Annotated in this window: 16 protein-coding genes; 9 read left to right on the top strand and 7 right to left on the bottom strand. The window is 70.7% G+C overall.

The window, feature by feature from the left end:
* Positions 1–145: 145 nt before the first annotated feature.
* Both A4U64_RS10150 and A4U64_RS10145 read left to right on the top strand, forming a co-directional pair.
* Positions 146–715: a TMEM175 family protein gene (locus tag A4U64_RS10150; RefSeq protein WP_232334185.1), complete on the top strand. Its 570-nt coding sequence runs from the start codon at positions 146–148 to the stop codon at positions 713–715.
* 97 nt (positions 716–812) lie between these two features.
* On the top strand, positions 813–3,608 hold the full coding sequence (locus tag A4U64_RS10145; protein WP_065922520.1) for an AMP-binding protein: 2,796 nt from the start codon (positions 813–815) through the stop codon (positions 3,606–3,608).
* A gap of 12 nt (positions 3,609–3,620) precedes the next feature.
* Here the strand turns inward: A4U64_RS10145 and A4U64_RS10140 are convergent, their stop codons facing one another.
* The 5 genes from A4U64_RS10140 to A4U64_RS10120 all read right to left on the bottom strand — a co-directional run bounded on the left by A4U64_RS10140 (position 3,621) and on the right by A4U64_RS10120 (position 7,849).
* Positions 3,621–4,382: an amino acid ABC transporter ATP-binding protein gene (locus A4U64_RS10140; protein WP_006941148.1), complete on the bottom strand. Its 762-nt coding sequence runs from the start codon at positions 4,380–4,382 to the stop codon at positions 3,621–3,623.
* Positions 4,379–5,365 (bottom strand): amino acid ABC transporter permease, encoded by a 987-nt coding sequence (locus A4U64_RS10135; RefSeq protein WP_006941147.1) that lies wholly within the window; start codon positions 5,363–5,365, stop codon positions 4,379–4,381. Before A4U64_RS10135 ends, A4U64_RS10140 begins: the two co-directional genes overlap by 4 nt.
* A gap of 14 nt (positions 5,366–5,379) precedes the next feature.
* The gene (locus A4U64_RS10130; RefSeq protein ID WP_065923458.1) at positions 5,380–6,243 is read right to left on the bottom strand and encodes an ABC transporter substrate-binding protein; all 864 of its coding nucleotides are present in this window, start codon (positions 6,241–6,243) and stop codon (positions 5,380–5,382) included.
* Positions 6,244–6,375: 132 nt separating this feature from the next.
* Positions 6,376–6,705: an antibiotic biosynthesis monooxygenase family protein gene (locus A4U64_RS10125; RefSeq protein ID WP_065922519.1), complete on the bottom strand. Its 330-nt coding sequence runs from the start codon at positions 6,703–6,705 to the stop codon at positions 6,376–6,378.
* A gap of 49 nt (positions 6,706–6,754) precedes the next feature.
* A complete protein-coding gene (locus A4U64_RS10120; protein ID WP_006941144.1) occupies positions 6,755–7,849 on the bottom strand; it encodes an isocitrate/isopropylmalate dehydrogenase family protein in 1,095 nt (364 codons plus the stop codon).
* A gap of 19 nt (positions 7,850–7,868) precedes the next feature.
* On the opposite strand from A4U64_RS10120, the gene A4U64_RS10115 reads away from it, so the two are divergent.
* From A4U64_RS10115 to trxA, 3 genes are all read left to right on the top strand, one after another.
* On the top strand, positions 7,869–8,387 hold the full coding sequence (locus A4U64_RS10115; protein ID WP_029544002.1) for a 2'-5' RNA ligase family protein: 519 nt from the start codon (positions 7,869–7,871) through the stop codon (positions 8,385–8,387).
* A 238-nt stretch (positions 8,388–8,625) separates the two neighbouring features.
* Complete coding sequence (locus A4U64_RS10110; RefSeq protein ID WP_029544004.1) at positions 8,626–9,633, top strand: GlxA family transcriptional regulator; 1,008 nt, start codon at positions 8,626–8,628, stop codon at positions 9,631–9,633.
* Between the two features lie 140 nt (positions 9,634–9,773).
* Positions 9,774–10,145 (top strand): thioredoxin, encoded by a 372-nt coding sequence (gene trxA, locus A4U64_RS10105; protein WP_006941139.1) that lies wholly within the window; start codon positions 9,774–9,776, stop codon positions 10,143–10,145.
* Between the two features lie 65 nt (positions 10,146–10,210).
* Here the strand turns inward: trxA and polA are convergent, their stop codons facing one another.
* A complete protein-coding gene (gene polA / locus A4U64_RS10100) occupies positions 10,211–12,937 on the bottom strand; it encodes a DNA polymerase I (protein WP_065922518.1) in 2,727 nt (908 codons plus the stop codon).
* A 260-nt stretch (positions 12,938–13,197) separates the two neighbouring features.
* Between polA and A4U64_RS10095 the strand changes: the two genes are divergently transcribed.
* Genes A4U64_RS10095 through A4U64_RS10080 form a run of 4 tightly spaced genes read left to right on the top strand, consistent with a single transcriptional unit; the run spans position 13,198 to position 17,333 of the window.
* Positions 13,198–14,484 (top strand): branched-chain amino acid ABC transporter permease, encoded by a 1,287-nt coding sequence (locus A4U64_RS10095; protein WP_206530975.1) that lies wholly within the window; start codon positions 13,198–13,200, stop codon positions 14,482–14,484.
* 5 nt (positions 14,485–14,489) lie between these two features.
* Positions 14,490–15,479: a branched-chain amino acid ABC transporter permease gene (locus A4U64_RS10090; RefSeq protein WP_029544009.1), complete on the top strand. Its 990-nt coding sequence runs from the start codon at positions 14,490–14,492 to the stop codon at positions 15,477–15,479.
* Entirely contained in the window at positions 15,472–16,512 is a 1,041-nt protein-coding gene (locus A4U64_RS10085) for an ABC transporter ATP-binding protein (RefSeq protein WP_065922517.1), read from the top strand. Before A4U64_RS10090 ends, A4U64_RS10085 begins: the two co-directional genes overlap by 8 nt.
* 29 nt (positions 16,513–16,541) lie before the next feature.
* The gene (locus A4U64_RS10080) at positions 16,542–17,333 is read left to right on the top strand and encodes an ABC transporter ATP-binding protein (RefSeq protein ID WP_037201731.1); all 792 of its coding nucleotides are present in this window, start codon (positions 16,542–16,544) and stop codon (positions 17,331–17,333) included.
* Positions 17,334–17,395: 62 nt separating this feature from the next.
* Here the strand turns inward: A4U64_RS10080 and A4U64_RS10075 are convergent, their stop codons facing one another.
* On the bottom strand, positions 17,396–18,721 hold the full coding sequence (locus tag A4U64_RS10075) for an ABC transporter substrate-binding protein (RefSeq protein ID WP_029544011.1): 1,326 nt from the start codon (positions 18,719–18,721) through the stop codon (positions 17,396–17,398).
* Positions 18,722–18,766: the final 45 nt, after the last annotated feature.

The following is an 18,766-nucleotide window of genomic DNA, read 5'->3' as shown; positions in this document are numbered from 1 at the left end:
TCATGGTCGTGGGGTGACGCCCGCCGAGGACGACTCCGGCGCACCGCGAGCGCCCCGCGCCGATCACCGCGACCCGCCGCGGCACGGCGGCCGGTAGCTGCCCACCACGCGGCTCGACGCGTTCTCCGACGGCGTCTTCGCGATCGTGATCACCCTGCTCGTCCTCGAACTGGACGTACCCGACTCCGCAGCCCGGCTGCTCGAGGACCTGCGCGCCGAGTGGCCCTCCTTCCTGGGATACCTGGTCAGCTTCGCCTTCATCGGTGGTGTGTGGGTCGCCCGCAGCAACCTCACCCGGTTGCTGCGGGCGACCGACGGGGTCTTCCTGCGCCTGAATCTGCTGCGGTTGCTGTTCGTGACCGTCCTGCCGTTCACCACCAGCCTGATGGCGACCCACCTGTCCGACGCGGCGCGAAGGTCGGCCACGGTGGCGTTCGGCCTGAACCTGGCCCTGGCGATACTCATGAGCAACGTGCTGATCGCCTACGCCGTGCGCAACGCCGACCTGACCGACGAGGCGGGCCGGGCCGAACTGCCGGCGCTGGCCCGGGAACGATGGTCGGTGGCGGTACTCATGGCCGCATCGACCCTCCTGGCGGCGTTCCTGCCGCAGCTCGCGGTGGCGTTCTACCTCGCGGTGGCGGTGCTTCTGCTCGTCGAGCCGTTCCGGCTTCTCCGGGTGCCCCGGCACCGAGCAGGCACCGGGTCCGCGTGAACCGGCACCCGGGGGCCTTCGGCCCTTCTGGTCGCCGGAGCGGCCGCCTATGTTGGGCAGCAGGACGACCCGTCCCTCCCACAGACGGGAGACGACCGTGAGCGAGCCTGCGACCCCGGGGCAGGACGATGCCCTGCTGCTCTCGGTGGTCCGGGATCTGGTGGCCGAGAGGTACACGGTCGATCGCGCGGCCGGCACACGGCTCGACAGCGTCTTCGATCGTGATCTCGGGCTCGACAGTCTCGCGGTCACCGAGCTGATCTCCCGCGTCGAGGATGCGTTCGGGGTGAGCCTGGATCATGGGGTGCTCGGCACCGTGACCACCCCGCGTCAGCTGCTGACGGCGGTGCACCACGCACCCGCGCGGGAGCGCCGCCGGCCGGTGCCCGCGCGACGGGCGGCGCCCCCATGCACCGACCGGACGCCGGACGCGACCGCGACCCTGACCGAGGCGCTCTCGTGGCACGCCCGCACCCATCCGGATCGGGTCCACCTGCGCATTCTCACCGAGGGACACCAGAGCGAGATCAGCTACGGCGAGCTGCATTCCGCGGCTGCCACGGTGTCCGCCGCGCTGCTCGCCCACGATCTCCGGCCCGGTGACGCGGTCGGCCTCATGCTTCCCACCAGCCGGGACTACTTCACCACGTTCACCGGCGTGCTCCTGGCCGGGGGCGTCCCGGTACCGGTCTATCCGCCGGCGCGTCCCTCCCAGCTCGCCGAGCACCTCCGTCGGCAGGTGCACATTCTCGACAACGCACGGACCCGTGTGCTGGTCACCGACCCGGAGGCCGCCCGCCTGGCCCGGTTGACGCGCGGCCAGGTGGAGACGGTGCGCCACGTCCTGACCCCGGGCGACCTGGCCGGCTGCGGGGAGGCGACCGGCGGACCGCGCGGCGCCGGCGACATCGCCCTGTTGCAGTACACCTCCGGCAGCACCGGCGACCCCAAGGGCGTGACCCTGACCCACGCGAATCTGCTCGCCAACATCCGTGCGATGGGCAAGGCAGCCGAGGTCTCCACCTCCGACGTCTTCGTCAGCTGGCTGCCGCTCTACCACGACATGGGCCTGATCGGCGCCTGGTTGTCCGGCCTGTACTTCGGGGTGCCGCTGGCGGTGATGTCCCCGCTGGAGTTCCTCGCCCGCCCGGCGCAGTGGCTGTGGGCGATCCACACCCACCGCGGCACCCTGTCGGCGGCTCCGAACTTCGCCTACGAGTTGTGCCTGCGCCGAATCGCCGACGCCGACGTCGAGGGGCTCGACCTCGGCTCGCTGCGCATGCTGTTCAACGGCGCCGAAGCCGTGAACGCGGACACCGTGATCCGGTTCGGCGAGCGGTTCGCCGCCTACGGACTCCGCCGCGAGTCCCTGGCCCCGGTCTACGGGCTGGCCGAAGCATGTGTCGGCCTCACCTTCCCGCCCGTGGGACGGGGACCGGTGATCGATTCGGTCGCCCGCGAACGTTTCCTGCGCACCGGCCGGGCGGCCCCCGCCACCGACGAGGACCCGAACCCGCTGCGCTTCGTCGCCTGCGGCCGGCCGATCCCGGATCACCGGATCCGGGTGGTCGACTCGGCTGCGAACGTGCTCGGCGACCGGCGCGAGGGCCGGATCGAGTTCCGCGGCCCCTCGGCCACCGCGGGGTACTTCCGCAACCCGCAGGCGACCAAGGCGCTGTCCCGGCACGGCTGGCTCGACACCGGCGACCTCGGCTATCTCGACGACGGCGAACTCTACGTCACCGGCCGCATCAAGGACCTCGTCATCCGCGCGGGCCGCAACCTGCACCCGGAGGAGCTCGAGCGGGCGGTGGGCGAGATCCCGGGACTCCGGAAGGGCTGCGTGGCGGTCTTCGCGACCTCCGCGCAGACCGCCGGCACCGAACGCCTGGTCGTGCTGGCCGAGACGCGCGAGACCGAGACAGCCACCCTGGACCGGCTCCGGGAGCGCATCGTCGGGGTCTCCGTGGATCTGCTCGGAACACCGCCGGACGACATCGTGCTCGCCCCACCCGGAACGGTGCGCAAGACCTCGAGCGGCAAGATCCGGCGTTCCGCCACCCGGCAACGCTACGAGCAGGGCGACGTGCGGGCCCGTCCCCGGCCGGTGTGGTGGCAGCTGACCCGCTTCGCGGTCCGCGGCGCGATCCCGAGCCTGCGGCGGGCGGCGCAGCTCGTCCGGACCGGTGCGTTCGCCCTGTGGTGCTGGTCGATGGTCCTCGCGGTCGGCCTGCCGACCCTGATCGCCATGGCGGTGCTGCCCCGCCTCCCGGCGCGCCGCGCGGCCGCGCGCAGGGCCGCCCGCGGTCTCGCCCGCCTGACCCGCACCCCGGTGACCGCGCAAGGGGCCGAGCATCTCGTGCGGCTGCCGAACTGCGTAGTGGTCGCCAACCACGCCAGCTTCCTCGACGGCATCGCGTTGTCGACGATCCTGCCGGGCCGCTACACGTTCGTGGCCGGGGAGGTCTTCGAGCGCAAGCCGTTCATCGGTTTCCTCCTGCGGCGGATCGGTACGCGGTTCGTCGAACGGACCGAACGTGAGCAGAGCGTGGCCGACGCCGATCGGCTGGTCGAGGAGGCACGCGCCGGGGGCCGCCTGGTGGTGTTCCCCGAAGGCGCGCTGTCGCCGGTGCCCGGGCTCCGGTCCTTCCACCTGGGTGCGTTCGTGATCGCCGCACGGGCGGGTCTTCCGGTGGTCCCCGTCGCGATCACCGGCACCCGCGCGATGATGTGGCCCGATCACGGCAGGATCATCCACCGCGGAGCGATCCACCTCGTCGTCGGCGAGCCGATCCTCCCGTCCGGAGACGGCTGGGACGCGGCCGTCGCGCTGGAGCGCGCAGCGCGGGCCGTGATCGCCGAACACTGCGGAGAGCCCGACAGCGGCCGCTGAGGGGCCCGACCGCTAGAGCAGCTTGGACAGGAACGACTGGGTTCGTTCGTGCTGCGGATTGCGCAGCAGTTCCCTGGGAGCACCGGCTTCGACGACCACGCCGCCGTCCATGAACACCAGTTGGTCGGCGACCTCGCGGGCGAAGCCCATCTCGTGGGTGACCACCATCATCGTCATCCCGCCGGCGGCGAGGTCCCGCATCACCGCGAGAACCTCGCCGACGAGCTCGGGGTCCAGGGCGGAGGTGGGCTCGTCGAAGAGCATGAGCTTCGGCTCCATGGCCAGGGCGCGGGCGATGGCCACGCGCTGCTGCTGGCCGCCGGAGAGCTGGGCCGGGTAGGCGTCGGCCTTGGCCGCGAGCCCGACCTTGTCGAGCAGTTCCCGCCCCAGCGCGACGGCGTCGGCGCGGCGCATCTTCTTCACCAGCATCGGCGCCTCGATGACGTTCTCGAGGGCCGTGCGGTGCGGGAACAGGTTGAAGTGCTGGAACACCATGCCGATCTCGCGGCGCTGCTTGGCCGCCGCCCGCGGGCTCAGCTCGTAGAGCTTGCCCCCGCGTTCGGCGTAGCCGACGAAATGGCCGTCGACGTGCAGGCGGCCGGCGTCGATGTTCTCGAGGTGGTTGATGCAGCGCAGGAAGGTGGACTTACCGGAGCCGGAGGGCCCGATCAGGCATGCCACGGTGCCGTCGGGCACGTCGAGCGACATGCCGTTGAGCACCCGCAGGGCACCGTAGCTCTTGTAGACCCGGTCGGCCTGGACCATCGGTGTCATCGGCGTTCTCCTCCGGGGATGTCGGGTGCCTGCGCCGCGCCGGGCTCGACGGGGACGGGCTTGCCCTGCGCGTCGGCGAGAGCCTGCAACTGCCGCGCGGTGAGCTGGCGGCTCAGGCCCTTCGAGTAGTGCCGTTCCAGGAAGTACTGGCCCACCATGAGCAGGCTCGTGATGGCCAGGTACCACGTGGCGGCGACCAGCAGCAGCGGGATGGGCTGGAAGTTGGCGCCGGAGATGTCCCGGGCGCGGCCGTAGAGCTCGAGGCTGTACGGCACCGCCGCGACCAGCGAGGTGGTCTTGAGCATGCTGATGAGCTCGTTGCCCGTCGGCGGAATGATCACCCGCATCGCCTGCGGCAGGACGGTGCGGCGGATGGTCTGCGACCACGACATGCCGAGCGCCACCGAGGCCTCCGTCTGGCCTTCGGGGACCGAGCCGATCCCGGCGCGCACGATCTCGGCCATGTAGGCGGCCTCGTTCAGCCCGAGGCCGATCACGGCGAACAGGAAGGCGGCGTTGATGCCCTGCAGGTCGATGTGCACGAACTGGTGCACGAACGGGATGCCGAGGTCGAGCTGCTTGTAGATCGAGGGGAACAGACCCCAGAACACCAGCTGCACGTAGACGGGGGTGCCGCGGAAGATCCACAGATACACCCACGAGACGGTCTTGAGCACCGGGTTCGGTGACAGGCGCATGACCGCGAGGAGCACGCCGAGGAGCACGGCGAGCAGCATCGCCAGCACGGTCAGCTGCACGGTCTTCCAGGCCGCCTCGGTGATGCGGCGGTCGAACAGGTACTGCGCGTACACGTCCCAGCGGTACGCCTCGTTGGTGGCGGCGCCGTAGAGGAACAGCGCCAGCAGCACGGCGACGACGATGCCGGCGATCCAGCGGCCGGGCCGGCGCAGCGGCACGGCCTTGATGGTTTCCGGTTCGGTCTGCGGTTCCGGTCCGGTGACGGATGTCGAGCGGTCGCTCATCGCACCCCTTTCGCTCAGCTCGTCGCCGCGTTGATCTGCGCGGTGTCGATGGTTCCTTCTTCCATGCCCCACCGCTGCGCGATGCGCGCGTAGACGCCGGAGTCGATGAGGTGCTGCATCGCCTGCTGCAGCACGGGTCCGAGGGGCGAGCCCTTCGCGACGACGAAGCCGTAGGGGGCGGCGTCGAACACGGCTCCGGCGGTTTCGAGCCGGCCGTCGCTACGGGCGATTGCGTACGCGGTGATCGGCGAGTCGGCCGAGAGGGCGTCGACACGGCCGAGGATGAGGGCGTTGGTGGCCTCGTCCTGGCTGTCGTACTTGACCTTGTCGATCGGCGGTTTGCCGGCGGCGACGCACGCCTCGCTCTTGGCGGGCACCTCGTCGATGTCCTCGTAGGTGGTGGTCTGCACCGCGACCCGCAACCCGCAGGCGTTGTCGGGGTCGACGTCGTCGCCGACGCGCTGGGCCCATTGCACGCCGGCGCTGTAGTAGGTGACGAAGTCGACGGACTGTTCGCGTTCCTCGGTGTCGGTGAACGACGACGAACCCATGTCGAACGTGCCGGCCTGGACTGCGGGGATGATGCGGTCGAAGTCGGATTCGCTGAACACCGGACGGACGCTGAGGACGTCGCCGAGGGCGTCGACGAGTTCGACCGCGAAACCGACGATGCGCCCGTCGTCGTCCTTGAACTCGTTCGGGGCGTACGGCACGTTGACGCCCACCTTCAGCTCGCCGGTCGCCGCGACGGGCGCCGGCAGCTGGTCGGCGATCGCCTCGACCCGTTCGGCGCCGACCGGTTCGCCGGGCGGCACGGTCGACTCGGTGTTGACGACGCAGCCGGACAGGACCGCGGCCGTCAGCAACGTCCCGAGCAGCCCCGCGACGAGGCGTCGGCGGCCGGTCGGTCCGGTAGGTGCTGGTTCGTCCACAACCGCACAGTATCCATCGGCGGGCCCGGATTACGGAATCCGCGCCGGACGGCCCTCGGTGTCGACGGCCGCACCTGCCTACCGGTCGCCGGCGGCGACCGGTACGTAGTTGCCGAGGTCGGCGACGACGCCGAGCTCGAGCCGGAACGCGGCCGGGTCGAACCCCCGGCGTGCGTGGCTCTCCTGCAGGGCCGCCCGGGCCCGCTGCAGTGCCGAGTGGTCCGCCCAGCGCACCACGGTGACGATGTTGTATTCGCTCGGGCCGGAGCACAGTTCGACGACGTCGTCGCCGTGGAACCCGGGCTGGGTACGCAGCTCGCGGTGCGTCTCGTGGACCGCGGCGAGGAAGGTCTCCCGTGCGGCCGCGGGCACGGAGAACTTGTCGATGCGCAGGATCTCGGTCGTCATGGCGGCCACGGTAGGACCTCGAGCCGACTCGAGGTCAAGAGCTGCGAGCTCAGCGGCGACGAGTGCGGGCGACGACGGCCTCGGTGAATTCGGCGGTCGAAGCGAGGCCGCCGAGATCCGCGGTGGCCACGCCCGCCTCGACGGTCGCGTCGACGGCGTGCTCGATCCGGCGGGCCGCGGCGGCGAACTCCGGCAGGTCGTGGGCGGTGCCGAGCCGGTCGAGGAGCATCGCGGCGGACAGGATCAGTGCCGTGGGATTGGCGCGGTTGCGGCCGGCGATGTCCGGGGCGGCGCCGTGTGCGGCCTGCGCCATGGCCTGGGTGTCGGATGCGTTGATCGACGCCGCGGTGCCGAGCGAGCCGGACAGTTCGCCCGCGAGGTCGGAGAGGATGTCGCCGAACATGTTCTCGGTGACGACGACGTCGTAGTCGGCACCGTGGCGGACGAGGTGGGCGGCCATGGCGTCGACGTGCTCGTCGTCCACCGTCACCGACGGATACTGTGCGCCGATCTCGCGGCAGACGTCCCGGAACAGGCCGGTGGTCAGGGACAGGACGTTGGCCTTGTGCACGATCGTGACGCGGCGGCGGCGACGGGTGGCGAGCCGGAAGGCCGTGTGGGCGATGCGTTCGCAGGCCGCCCGGGTGACGACGCCGACGGCGAGCGCGACGTCGGGGGTGGGCATGAATTCGCCGCTGCCGACGACCATGTTGCGGTCCGCGTAGAGCCCTTCGGTGTTCTCCCGCACGATGACGAGATCCATGCGCGGGGACACGGCGCGGACACCGGGCAGGGCGCGGGCGGGACGGATGTTGGCGTACAGATCGAACCGCTTGCGGATCTGTCCGCCCGGGGTGAGCTGCGCGCGGAACGGGTCGGGATAGGCGGCGCTGTCGTGCGGTCCGAGGATCCACGAGTTCAGGCCCGCGAGTGCGTCGAGGGTGGATTCGGGGGTGGGTGTGCCGTGGGTGGCGATCGCATCGGCGCCGAGCGGCAGCGGCACCCAGTCGATCTCCGGGCCGTGCACGGCGGCGACGGCGGCGTCGACCACCCGGCGGGCGGCCGGGACGATCTCGTGACCGATCCCGTCTCCTTCGAGCAGTCCGATGCGGTGCGGGGCGGGGATTGCGACGGCGTCGGTCATGCGGCAATCATTACCCACCATGGTGCAGTCGGTGGAACTGCTCCTCGACGACCGTCTGGATCAGGCGGTCCGCGAGGAATGGTCGCGGTTGCTGGACGTGGGACTGTCCAGTCAGGCCCGCAATCGGTCCGAGTCGAACCGCCCGCACATCACGCTCGCGGTCGCCGCGTCGATTCCGCCGGGCGTGGAAGGGGCGATGCGGGAGCAGATCACGGGCGAGCCGTTGCCGGTGCGGCTCGGGGGGATGGTGCTGTTCGGCTCGCGTACCGCGACGGTGGCGCGGCTGGTGGTGCCCACGGCCGAACTGCTCGAGCTGCAACGGATGGTGTTCGCGCTGATCGACGGTTGTCCGGGTGTCCCGGCGCACATCCGGCCCGGCGAGTGGACCCCGCACGTGACCCTGGCCCGCCGGGTGCCGCCCGGCCGGCTCGGATCGGCGCTGACGGCGACCCGAGCGGGCACCCGGGAGCTGACGGGCGTGTCGGCCGGCATCCGGCGGTGGGACGGCGAGGCGCGACGCGAGTGGCGGGTGGTGTGACGCCGCGCCGCCGCGGCCCGGTGCCGGGTCAGACGCGGTAGTCGCCGAACTGGGTTTCCTCGCGGTGGGTATCGGGCGTCCGGCCGGCCAGCGCCAGGGCGTCGAGCGCCACGAACACGACGAGGACGAACAGGAGGACGGTCATGGTCTCAGCCTGGTCCCCGGACCGACCCGCCGACAGCGGCAGAAACGACACGTATCGTCGATTTCCGGCCAACCTGGTGGCAGACTGGGCGGCATGCTGACGACGGTGGTCGTGCCGCTGCTGCCCCGCACCGAGGCCTTCGAACTCGGCGTCGCCTGCGAGGTGTTCGGCTTCGACCGATCCGACGACGGGCTGCCCGTGTACGACTTCAGCCTCGTCGCGGGCAGCCCCCGCCCGGTCACCACCCGGTTCGGGTACACGATCGACGTCCCCTACGATCTCGATCGCCTCGACGACGCGGATCTGATCGTGATTCCCGCCGGCGGCACCGGAATCGCCGACCTGGACGAGTCGTTCGTGTGCGGCGTCGCCGACGAGATCGCCGACCTGCAGCCGCTGTTCGCCAAGCTGCGGGCGGCGGTGGACCGTGGCACGCGGGTCGCGAGCCTGTGCACGGGAGCGTTCGTGCTGGGCGCCGCCGGCCTGCTCGACGATCGCCGCTGCACCACCCACTGGCGCCACGCCCCGCGGCTGGCCGAACGCTTCCCGGCCGCGAAGGTCGATCCGGACGTGCTCTACGTCGACGACGACCCGGTGTTCACGAGTGCCGGCACCGCCGCCGGAATCGACCTGTGCCTGCACATCGTCCGCAAGGAACAGGGCTCCGACGTGGCCAACGGCATCGCGCGCCGGATGGTGGTCCCGCCGCACCGCGACGGCGGGCAGGCCCAGTACGTCGCCATGCCGCTGCCCACGGCACCCGCCGAGACACTCGCACCCCTGCTCGACTGGATGACCGAGCACCTCGACGAGGATCTGCCCGTGGCGGCGCTCGCCGCGAAGGCGCACATGTCCGCGCGGACCTTCGCGCGGCGGTTCCTGGCCGAGACCGGGACGACGCCCGCCCGCTGGCTGCGCGATCAACGGGTCCTCGCGGCCCAACGGTTGCTCGAGACCACCGACCTGCCCGTCGACGTCATCGCCGACCGCGTCGGCTTCGGGACGGCCGCGGTCCTGCGGCAGCACTTCCTGCGCCTGCGCCGCACCACCCCGCACAGCTACCGTCGCACCTTCCGCACCGAACCCGCCCGCGTGCGGTGACCCACCGGGTGCCCACGGACGCGCTCGGAGCCGGCGCAGCAGGTATCGACGGGGGTATCGACGGGCAGAACGGGTACCCGCGGGAAGAAACGGTCGCGACACGACGTTGACGCGATCAGTACCCGACCGAAAGGATCCCCGTGGCCACCCAGACTCTCACGCAGCAGAACTTCGACGACATCATCACCGGTAACGACGTGGTTCTCGTCGACTTCTGGGCATCGTGGTGCGGGCCGTGCCGCTCCTTCGCCCCCACCTTCGAGTCGTCGTCGGAAAAGCATCCGGATGTCGTGCACGCCAAGGTGGACACCGAGGCCGAACAGGGCATCGCGGCGGCGGCGAACATCCGGTCCATCCCGACGATCATGGCGTTCCGCGAAGGCGTCCTCGTGTTCAACCAGGCCGGCGCCCTGCCCCCGGCCGCGCTCGAGGACCTCGTGACCCAGGTCAAGGCCCTCGACATGGATGAGGTGCGCCGCCAGATCGCCGAACAGAACCAGAAGCAGGGCTGAGCGACCCCGGGTGCGCACGTCCCGCCGCGACAGGGCGACGGGACGTGCGCACCGCCGTGTCGGGGTCAGTGCGCGGCGGCGTCCCAGCTGCGCCCGAAGCCGACCGAGACGTCCAGCGGAACCGACAGGTCGATGACCGAGGCCATCTTGTCCCGCACCAGCTGCTGCACCTGTTCGCGCTCGTCGGCGGTCACCTCGAGCACCAGTTCGTCGTGCACCTGCAGGAGCATGCGCGACCGCAACCCGGCCCCGCGCAGCGCCGCCTGCACGTCGATCATCGCGACCTTGATGATGTCGGCGGCGGTGCCCTGGATCGGGGCGTTGAGCGCGGCCCGCTCGGCGACCTCCCGGCGCTGACGGTTGTCGCTGTTCAGGTCCGGCAGGTAGCGCCTGCGGCCGTAGAGGGTGGAGGTGTAGCCGTCCTTGCGGGCCTGCTCGACGACGGCGTGCAGGTAGTCGCGCACGCCGCCGAAGCGGTTGAAGTAGGCCTCCATCTGTTCGCGGGCCTCTTCGGTGGAGATCTTCAGCTGCTGCGCCAGCCCGTACGCGCTGAGCCCGTAGGCCAGCCCGTACGACATCGCCTTGACCCGTCGCCGCAGCTCCGGAGTGACCTCCTCGATCGGCACCCCGAACGCCCGGGAACCGACGAAGCTGTGCAGGTCCTCGCCGGTGTTGAACGCCTCGATCAGGCCCTCGTCGCCGGAGAGGTGCGCCATGATCCGCATCTCGATCTGGCTGTAGTCCGCGGTGAGCAGCAGGTCGTAGCCGGGGCCGACGACGAACGCGTCGCGGATGTGCCGGCCCGCCTCCGTGCGCACCGGGATGTTCTGCAGGTTCGGCTCGGTCGAGGACAACCGGCCGGTGGCGGCCACGGTCTGGTTGAAGGTGGTGTGGATCCGGCCGTCGTCGGCGATGGACTTGACCAGGCCGTCGACCGTGGTCTTCATCTTCATCGCTTCCCGGTGCGCGAGCAGGTGCTCGAGGAACGGGTGCCCGGTCTGCTCGAACAGATTCTGCAGCGCCTCGGCGTCGGTGGTGTAGCCGGTCTTGGTCTTCTTCGTCTTCGGCATCCCCAGCTCGTCGAACAACACCACCTGCAGTTGCTTCGGTGAGCCGAGGTTGATCTGCTTGCCGATCACGTCGTAGGCGGCCGACGCCGCGGCGGCGACGTCCGCGGCGAAGCCGGACTGCAGGTCGTCCAACCGTCCGGCCTCGACCGCGATTCCGGTCGTCTCGAGGTCGGCGAGCACACCCAGCAGGGGCAGTTCCATGTCGGTCAGCAGGGCGGTGGACTCGATCCCCTCGAGCTCGGTGTCCAGGGCCGCGGCGAGGTCCACCACCGCCCGGGCCCGCAGAATCGCCGCCTCCGCGGCCTTCGCGTCGGCGGCGTCGGCGTCGTCGAGCAGCGAGAGCTGCTGCTCCCCCGACTCCTCCACCCGAAGCTCCCGCTTGAGGTAGCGCAGGGACAGGTCGTCGAGGTTGAAGGTGCGCTGACCGGGACGCACGAGGTAGGCGGCGAGGGCGGTGTCGCTGGTGACCCCGGCCAGCGTCCACCCGCGGCCCCGCAGTGCGTGCAGGGCCGCCTTCGCCTCGTGCAGCGCCTTGGGCACGGCCGCGTCGGCCAGCCAGGCGGCGAGCGCCGCCTCGTCCTCGGGCGTGAGGGTGGTGGTGCTCACGTACGCGCCCTCACCGTCGGCCGCGGCGATCGCCACGGCCGTGGCGTCGCCGCCGTACGGGATGCAGGAACCGAGCACCGCCATGCCGTGCCGCACGCCCGGCACGGCGTGCGCGGCGAGCCATCCGGCGAGCGTGCCCGGCTCGAGCACGCCGCCGCGCACCTCGAAGCCCTCCTCGGCCTCCGGCTCGACCGAGCTGAGGGTCGCGAACAGCCGGTCGCGCAGCACCTTGAACTCGAGGTCGTCGAACAGCCGGTGGATGCGGTCACGGTCCCAGGGGGTCAGGGCCAGCTGATCGGGGGTGTAGGGCAGGGCCATGTCCCGCACCATCTCAGTGAGCTGACGGTTGAGCAGCACGCTGGACAGGTGTGCGCGCAGGGCGTCACCGGTCTTCCCGCGGACCTCGTCGACGCGGTCGACGAGCTCGGTGAGGCTGCCGAACTCGCGGATCCATTTGGCGGCGGTCTTCTCCCCCACCCCCGGGATCGAGGGCAGGTTGTCGCTCGGATCCCCGCGCAGCGCCGCGAAGTCGGGGTACTGCTGCGGGGTCAGGCCGTACTTCTCCTCCACCGCCCCGGGCGTGAACCGGGTCAGGTCCGACACCCCGCGCCGAGGATAGAGGACGGTCACGTCGTCGGTGACCAACTGCAGCGAGTCCCGGTCGCCGGTGACGACGAGCACCCGGTACCCCTGGGCGGCGGCCTGCGTGGCCAGGGTCGCGATGATGTCGTCGGCCTCGTAGCCGGGCTCGGCCATCACCGGGATGCCCAGCGCCTCGAGCACGTCCTTGGTGATGTCGACCTGACCGCGGAACTCGTCGGGCGCCGAGCTGCGATTGGCCTTGTACTCGGGGTACGCCGCCGCCCGGAACGTGTCGCGGTTGACGTCGAAGGCCGCGGCGACGTGGGTGGGCTGCTCGTCGCGCAGCAGGTTGATGAGCATGGAGGTGAACCCGTACACCGCGTTGGTGGTCTGGCCGCTGTGGGTCTTGAAGTTCTCCGCCGGCAGGGCGTAGAACGCGCGGAACGCCAGGGAATGCCCGTCGAGCAGCAACAGGGTCGGTCGGTCGCCGGCGGTGGCGGCGGCGGGCGCGGAGGAGGTGGATGCACGAGTCACGGTTCCTCAGTCTAGGGACCGGCTCGGACAACCCGGGCCCCTCCGCGACCGTGCGCTCGGCGCGGCACCCGAAACAGAACAGATACGCGGCGGAAATCGCAGAGCCCCGTGGAAAGCGGTTGCAGCCGCTAAAGTCCGGTTCCACGACGCCGGTCCCCCGGCGCCGCGCTCGACGACCCGACGTGATCCGGAGGACCTGCGTGGCCCCATCCGTGCCGCTCCGGGGGCGACCACCGATACCTCGGCTCGCCCCGACGCTCCTGCTCCTGCTCGTCGCACTCGCGCTCGCCGGTGTCGGAGCCGGGGCGGCCTCCGCGCAGGAACCCACCCCACCCCCGGCGCCGACCACCACCGCGCCGCAGCCGAGCGAGGAGGTGCGGGTCAGCGGCAGTCTCAACAACGCCGGGCAGCGCCTCGGCGGGGTCACGGTCCGGGCCCGCGACGCCGCGGGCGCCGAGGTCGCCCGGGCCACCTCGGCGCCCGACGGGCGCTGGCAGATGACCGTACCCCCCGGCACCTACACGTTCGAGGTGGACGAGCAGTCCCTTCCCGAGGGGGTGAGCGTGCAGGCCGCCGTGCAGCGCGACGTCGCCGCCGGCCGGGCGAACACGGTCATCTTCTCGTTCGGCGAGTCGCGGTCCGGGTTCGCCACCTCGGGGTGGGAGACGCTGATCCGCACCGTCGTCGACGGACTGCGGTTCGGCCTCGTGATCGCGATCGCCGGGGTCGGGCTGAGCCTGATCTTCGGAACCACCGGCCTGACGAACTTCGCGCACGGCGAGCTCGTGACCCTCGGCGCGGTGGCCGCGTGGATCTTCAACGTCAGCCTGGGTATCCAGTTGATCCCCGCGACGCTGCTCGCGATCGTGGTGGGCATCGTCATCGGCCTGCTCAACAACGGGCTGATCTGGGCGCCCCTGCGGCGCCGGCGCACCGGCCTCATCGCACAGCTGGTCGTGTCCATCGGCCTGGCGATCTCGCTGCGCTACCTGATCCTCGCGCTGTTCTCCGACCGGGCCGAGGCGTTCGCCGACTATCAGGGCCAGCGCCAGCTGGAATGGGGTCCGATCGCGATCACCCCGGTGAACCTGGCCTGCATCGTGGTCAGCCTCGTCGTGCTGGTCGGGGTGGCCCTGCTCATCCAGCGCACCCGCATCGGCAAGGCGATGCGGGCGGTGGCCGACAACCGGGATCTGGCGGCCGCCTCCGGCATCGACGTCGAACGCGTCGTCCGGTTCGTGTGGGCCCTCGGCGGTGGGCTGGCCGCCCTGGGCGGCGTGCTCTTCGGCCTGTCCGAGCTCGGGGGCCGCGTGCAGTGGGAGATGGGTTTCAAGCTGCTGCTGCTGATGTTCGCCGGGATCACCCTCGGCGGCCTCGGCACCGCGTACGGGGCGTTGCTCGGCTGCGTCATCGTGGGCCTGCTGGTGCAGTTGTCGACGCTGGTCATCAACCCCGACCTGAAGTACATCGGCGGCCTGCTCGTGCTGATCCTCATCCTCGTCGTCCGGCCCCAGGGCATCCTGGGCAGCCGGGCAAGGGTCGGGTGACCGCCGTGGACATCGCTGCCGTTCTCCAGGTTTCCTTCGCCCAGTTGATCGGGCCGTCGGCGATCTTCTACGCGCTGCTGGCCATCGGGCTGAACCTGCACTTCGGGTACGCCGGACTGCTCAACTTCGGCCAGATCGGGTTCGCCCTGCTCGGCGGGTACGGCGTCGGGATCATGACCGTCACCTACGACCAGCCGCTGTGGCTCGGCATCCTCGTGGGCCTGGCCGCCTCGGCCCTGCTGGCCCTGGTGCTGGGCATCCCCACGCTGCGGCTGCGCGCCGACTACCTCGCCATCGTCACCATCGCCGCCTCCGAGATCCTGCGGCTGGTGTTCCGGTCCACCGCCTCGGATCCGGTGACCGGCTCGACGAACGGCCTGTTCGGGTTCGCCGGGCCGTTCACGCAGCTCAGCCCGTTCGACTCCGGGCGGCAGTACTCGCTGCTCGGGATGCGGTTCTACGGCGACGACCTGTGGGCGATGGTCGTGGGCTGGACCCTGGTGCTGCTGCTGTGCGGGCTGGTGTATCTGCTCAGCCACAGCCCGTGGGGCCGGGTCCTCAAGGCCGTCCGCGAGGACGAGGACGCCGCCCGATCGCTCGGCAAGAACGTGTTCGTGTACAAGATGCAGGCGCTGGTGCTCGGCGGCATGATCGGCGGGCTCGGCGGCGTCTTCAACGCGCTGCAGACCAAGTCGATCAACCCCGACTTCTACTCCACCGCGCAGACGTTCTTCGCCTTCGGCGCCCTGATCCTCGGTGGCGCCGCCACCGTGTTCGGTCCCGTGCTCGGCGCGATGCTGTTCTGGTTCCTGCTCACCGTTCCCGATGCCCTGCTACGCCAGTCCATCTCGGGCCCGGACCCGCTGCTGGCCCTGTCCGAGCAGCAGGTCGGGGCGATGCGCTACATCCTCCTCGGTGTGCTCATCGCAGTCATGATGGTGTTCCGGCCCCAGGGCATCCTCGGCAACAAGCGGGAGGTGCAGCTCGATGCCTGACGCGACCCTCTCCGCGGCGCAGCGCTCCGCGCTGTTCGACTCCGTGGCACGCGAGCCCGGCGCGGCCAAACCGGATCCGATCCTCGTGGTGGACGGGCTCTCCCGCACCTTCGGCGGCCTCAGAGCGGTCGACGTGGCGCACCTCGAGATTCAGCGGGGGTGCATCACCGGGCTGATCGGGCCGAACGGCGCAGGCAAGACCACGCTGTTCAACCTGCTCACCGGCTTCGACCGCCCCGACACGGGGACCTGGAGCATGGACGGAATGCCGCTCGGCGGCCTGCACCCGCACCAGCTGGCGCGCCGCGGGATCGTGCGGACGTTCCAGCTGACCAAGGCGCTGTCGAAGATGACGGTGCTCGACAACGTGCGGCTCGGCGCGACGGGCCAGCGCGGGGAACGGATGCTCGGTGCGCTGCTGCCGTGGATGTGGCACCGGCAGGAACGCGCCGTCACCGAGCGGGCTCGCGAACTGCTGGCGCGGTTCGCCCTGGACGCGAAGGCCGACGACCTGGCCGGCTCCCTGTCCGGCGGGCAGCGCAAGCTCCTCGAGATGGCGCGGGCCCTGATGACCGAGCCGACGGTGGTGATGCTCGACGAGCCGATGGCCGGAGTCAATCCCGCGCTGACGCAGAGCCTCCTCGGGCACATCAAGGCCCTGCGCGACGACGGGATGACCGTCGTGTTCGTCGAACACGACATGGACGTCATCCGCGACATCTCCGACTGGGTGGTGGTGATGGCCCAGGGCTCGGTGATCGCCGAGGCCCCGCCGGACCAGCTGTCCTCGAGTCCGGCCGTCGTCGACGCCTACCTGGGCAGCCACCACGACCAGGCGCTCGAGTTCGACGACGAGGGCAACCCCGTCGGCGCCACGGCCGCGCTCGCCGTGGCGATCGAGGAGGCCGAGGCCCACACCCTCGAGTCCGGCGGCGACCTGTCCGAACCGAGCGCCACCGTCCTCGCCGACATGCCCGGCGCGGCCGGGCAGCCCGAGACCGGTACCGAGCCTCCGACGCAGGAGAAGCCGTGAGCGAGACGCCCTCCCCCAGCCCGGCGCAGATGACCGCGGCCGAGCGCGCGGCCACTCCCGAGGAGCACGCCCGTCTCGCCGAGGGGGCGCTGGTGCGCGCCGACGACATCGTCGCCGGGTACTTCCCCGGTGTCGACATCCTGCGCGGCTGCAACTTCTTCCTCCGCGACGGCGAGATCGTCGGCATCATCGGACCCAACGGCGCCGGCAAGTCGACCCTGCTCAAGGCGCTGTTCGGGTTGATCCCGGTGCGCCGCGGCACGGTGACGCTGCGCGGCGACGACATCACCGCCGCGCCCGCGCACGTACTGGTGCGCAAGGGTCTCGGCTACGTGCCGCAGACCCGTAACGTGTTCCCGTCACTGACCATCGAGGAGAACCTCGAGATGGGAATCTACTTGCGGCCCAAGAAGTTCGAGGAACGTTTCGCGTTCGTCGCGGAGCTGTTCCCGCTCCTCGGTGAGCGCCGCAAGGTCAAGGCCGGTGCCCTGTCCGGCGGTGAGCGGCAGATGGTGGCGATGGGCCGGGCGCTGATGATGGATCCGTCCGTGCTGCTGCTCGACGAGCCGTCGGCGGGCCTGTCGCCGATGTTCCAGGACGAGGTGTTCATCCGCTGCAAGAAGATCAACGCCGCGGGGGTGTCGATCATCATGGTCGAGCAGAACGCGCGACGGTGCCTGCAGATCTGCGACCGCGGCTACGTGCTCGACCAGGGCCGCAACGCGTATACCGACACCGGGCCGAATCTCATGCACGACCCGAAGGTCGTCGAGCTGTACCTCGGGACGCTCGCGGGCAGCCAGGAGAAGAAGCGCAGCTGACGGGTGGACGACGGACGGGGCCGGGAACCGATCGGTTCCCGGCCCCGTCCGCGGGGTCGTCGCTACTCACCGACCACGATGTAGTCCTCGGTGGTGAGCCTGTTGTCCGGCCCGAACACCAGGTGCCCGTAGGACCCGATGCCGGGCTCGCCGGCGTCGGTGAAGTTGAGCCGGCCGGTGACACCGTCGTAGTCGATGTCCTGGCCCCCGCGCAGCAGATCCAGGCACTGCTGGTAGCTGGTGCACGTCGTGCCGTCCTTGGTGACGCTGTTGATGTTCGCGGCGATGTCCACCCCGGCGGTGGAGCCGGCCTGTTCCGCGGCGAGCGCCGAGATCACCACGGCGTCGTACGATTCGCCGGCATAGTTGAAGTCGATCAGCGCGGGATCGATGGCCTTGAGCCGATTCTGGAAGTCCGGGCCGACGTCCGTGAGCGGAGTGGTGCCGCGCATCGTGTCGACCAGCCCGGGCGCGACGGCCTCACCGAGGGCGTTGCCCATGTTTCCGTCCACGCCGTAGACGAGCATGCCGTCGGACGGCCCGATACCCACCTCGTGCATGCGGGTGAGGATCTTCGCGGACTCCTCGAACCCGATGATCGCCACGGCGTCGGGGCCGAAGTTCTTGATCTGGTCGACCTCGGCGTTGAACGACTGCGCGTTGGGGTCGTAGATGATCTTCTGGACCTGGTCCTCCGGCACGCCGGCCTCGACGAGGTTGTTCTGGGTGTTGGTGGCCAGGCCGGTGCCGTACGGGTCGTTGAGCGCGATGATCGACACCCGCTGGGCACCGTCGTCCGAGATCAGCTGCGCCAGGGCCTGCGCCTGCAGCACGTCGGTGGGGGCGGTGCGGAAGTACAGCCCCTTGTCGGGATAGCAGACGAACTGGTCGGAGGTGTTCGCCGGCGAGAACATCACCACCCCGGCGCTGGCGATCTTGTCGAGCACCTTCAGCGACACCGACGACGAGGCCGCCCCCACGATCACCTGCGTTCCCGCCGCGAGTTCCCGGTCCACCGTGGAGTTCGCGGTGTCGGTCGTGGTGTCGCCCGAGTCGCCGGTGATCAGCTCCACCGGCTGGCTCAGCACACCGCCGGCGGCGTTCACGTCGTCCACCGCGAGCCGCACCGCCGCCACCTCCGGGGGCCCGAGGAAGGCGAGGCTGCCGGTCTCGGGAAGCAGGGTGCCGATCTTCAGCGGGGTCGTCACCGGCGTGGCACCGGCGGTCGCCTGCGCGGGTTCGCAGTCGGTGGTCACGGTCGTCGCGGACGCCGCGCTGTCACCGGAACCGCCCGCGGCGGAATCGTCGCTGTCCGAGCTACAACCCGCGAGGGCGAGAGACGCTGCTCCGAACACCGCAGCGGCGCGGACGAAGGTCCGTCTGGCCATCCAACTCTCCTTCGATCGGCATGCACACCGTCCCGGATGCGTCAC

Source organism: Rhodococcus sp. WB1 (assembly GCF_001700945.1).
Classification (GTDB): Bacteria; Actinomycetota; Actinomycetes; order Mycobacteriales; family Mycobacteriaceae; genus Rhodococcus; species Rhodococcus aetherivorans.
This window is presented reverse-complemented; position numbering and strand designations above follow the sequence as displayed.

What these genes read in the sequence shown, in the direction of transcription:
- A4U64_RS10140 (WP_006941148.1), bottom strand. Translation starts at nt 4,382, where the DNA reads ATGACACCGATGGTCCAGGCCGACCGGGTCTACAAGAGCTACGGTGCC.
- A4U64_RS10135 (WP_006941147.1), bottom strand. Translation starts at nt 5,365, where the DNA reads ATGAGCGACCGCTCGACATCCGTCACCGGACCGGAACCGCAGACCGAA.
- A4U64_RS10125 (WP_065922519.1), bottom strand. Translation starts at nt 6,705, where the DNA reads ATGACGACCGAGATCCTGCGCATCGACAAGTTCTCCGTGCCCGCGGCC.
- A4U64_RS10120 (WP_006941144.1), bottom strand. Translation starts at nt 7,849, where the DNA reads ATGACCGACGCCGTCGCAATCCCCGCCCCGCACCGCATCGGACTGCTC.
- A4U64_RS10115 (WP_029544002.1), top strand. Translation starts at nt 7,869, where the DNA reads ATGGTGCAGTCGGTGGAACTGCTCCTCGACGACCGTCTGGATCAGGCG.
- A4U64_RS10110 (WP_029544004.1), top strand. Translation starts at nt 8,626, where the DNA reads ATGCTGACGACGGTGGTCGTGCCGCTGCTGCCCCGCACCGAGGCCTTC.
- A4U64_RS10085 (WP_065922517.1), top strand. Translation starts at nt 15,472, where the DNA reads ATGCCTGACGCGACCCTCTCCGCGGCGCAGCGCTCCGCGCTGTTCGAC.
- A4U64_RS10080 (WP_037201731.1), top strand. Translation starts at nt 16,542, where the DNA reads ATGACCGCGGCCGAGCGCGCGGCCACTCCCGAGGAGCACGCCCGTCTC.
- A4U64_RS10075 (WP_029544011.1), bottom strand. Translation starts at nt 18,721, where the DNA reads ATGGCCAGACGGACCTTCGTCCGCGCCGCTGCGGTGTTCGGAGCAGCG.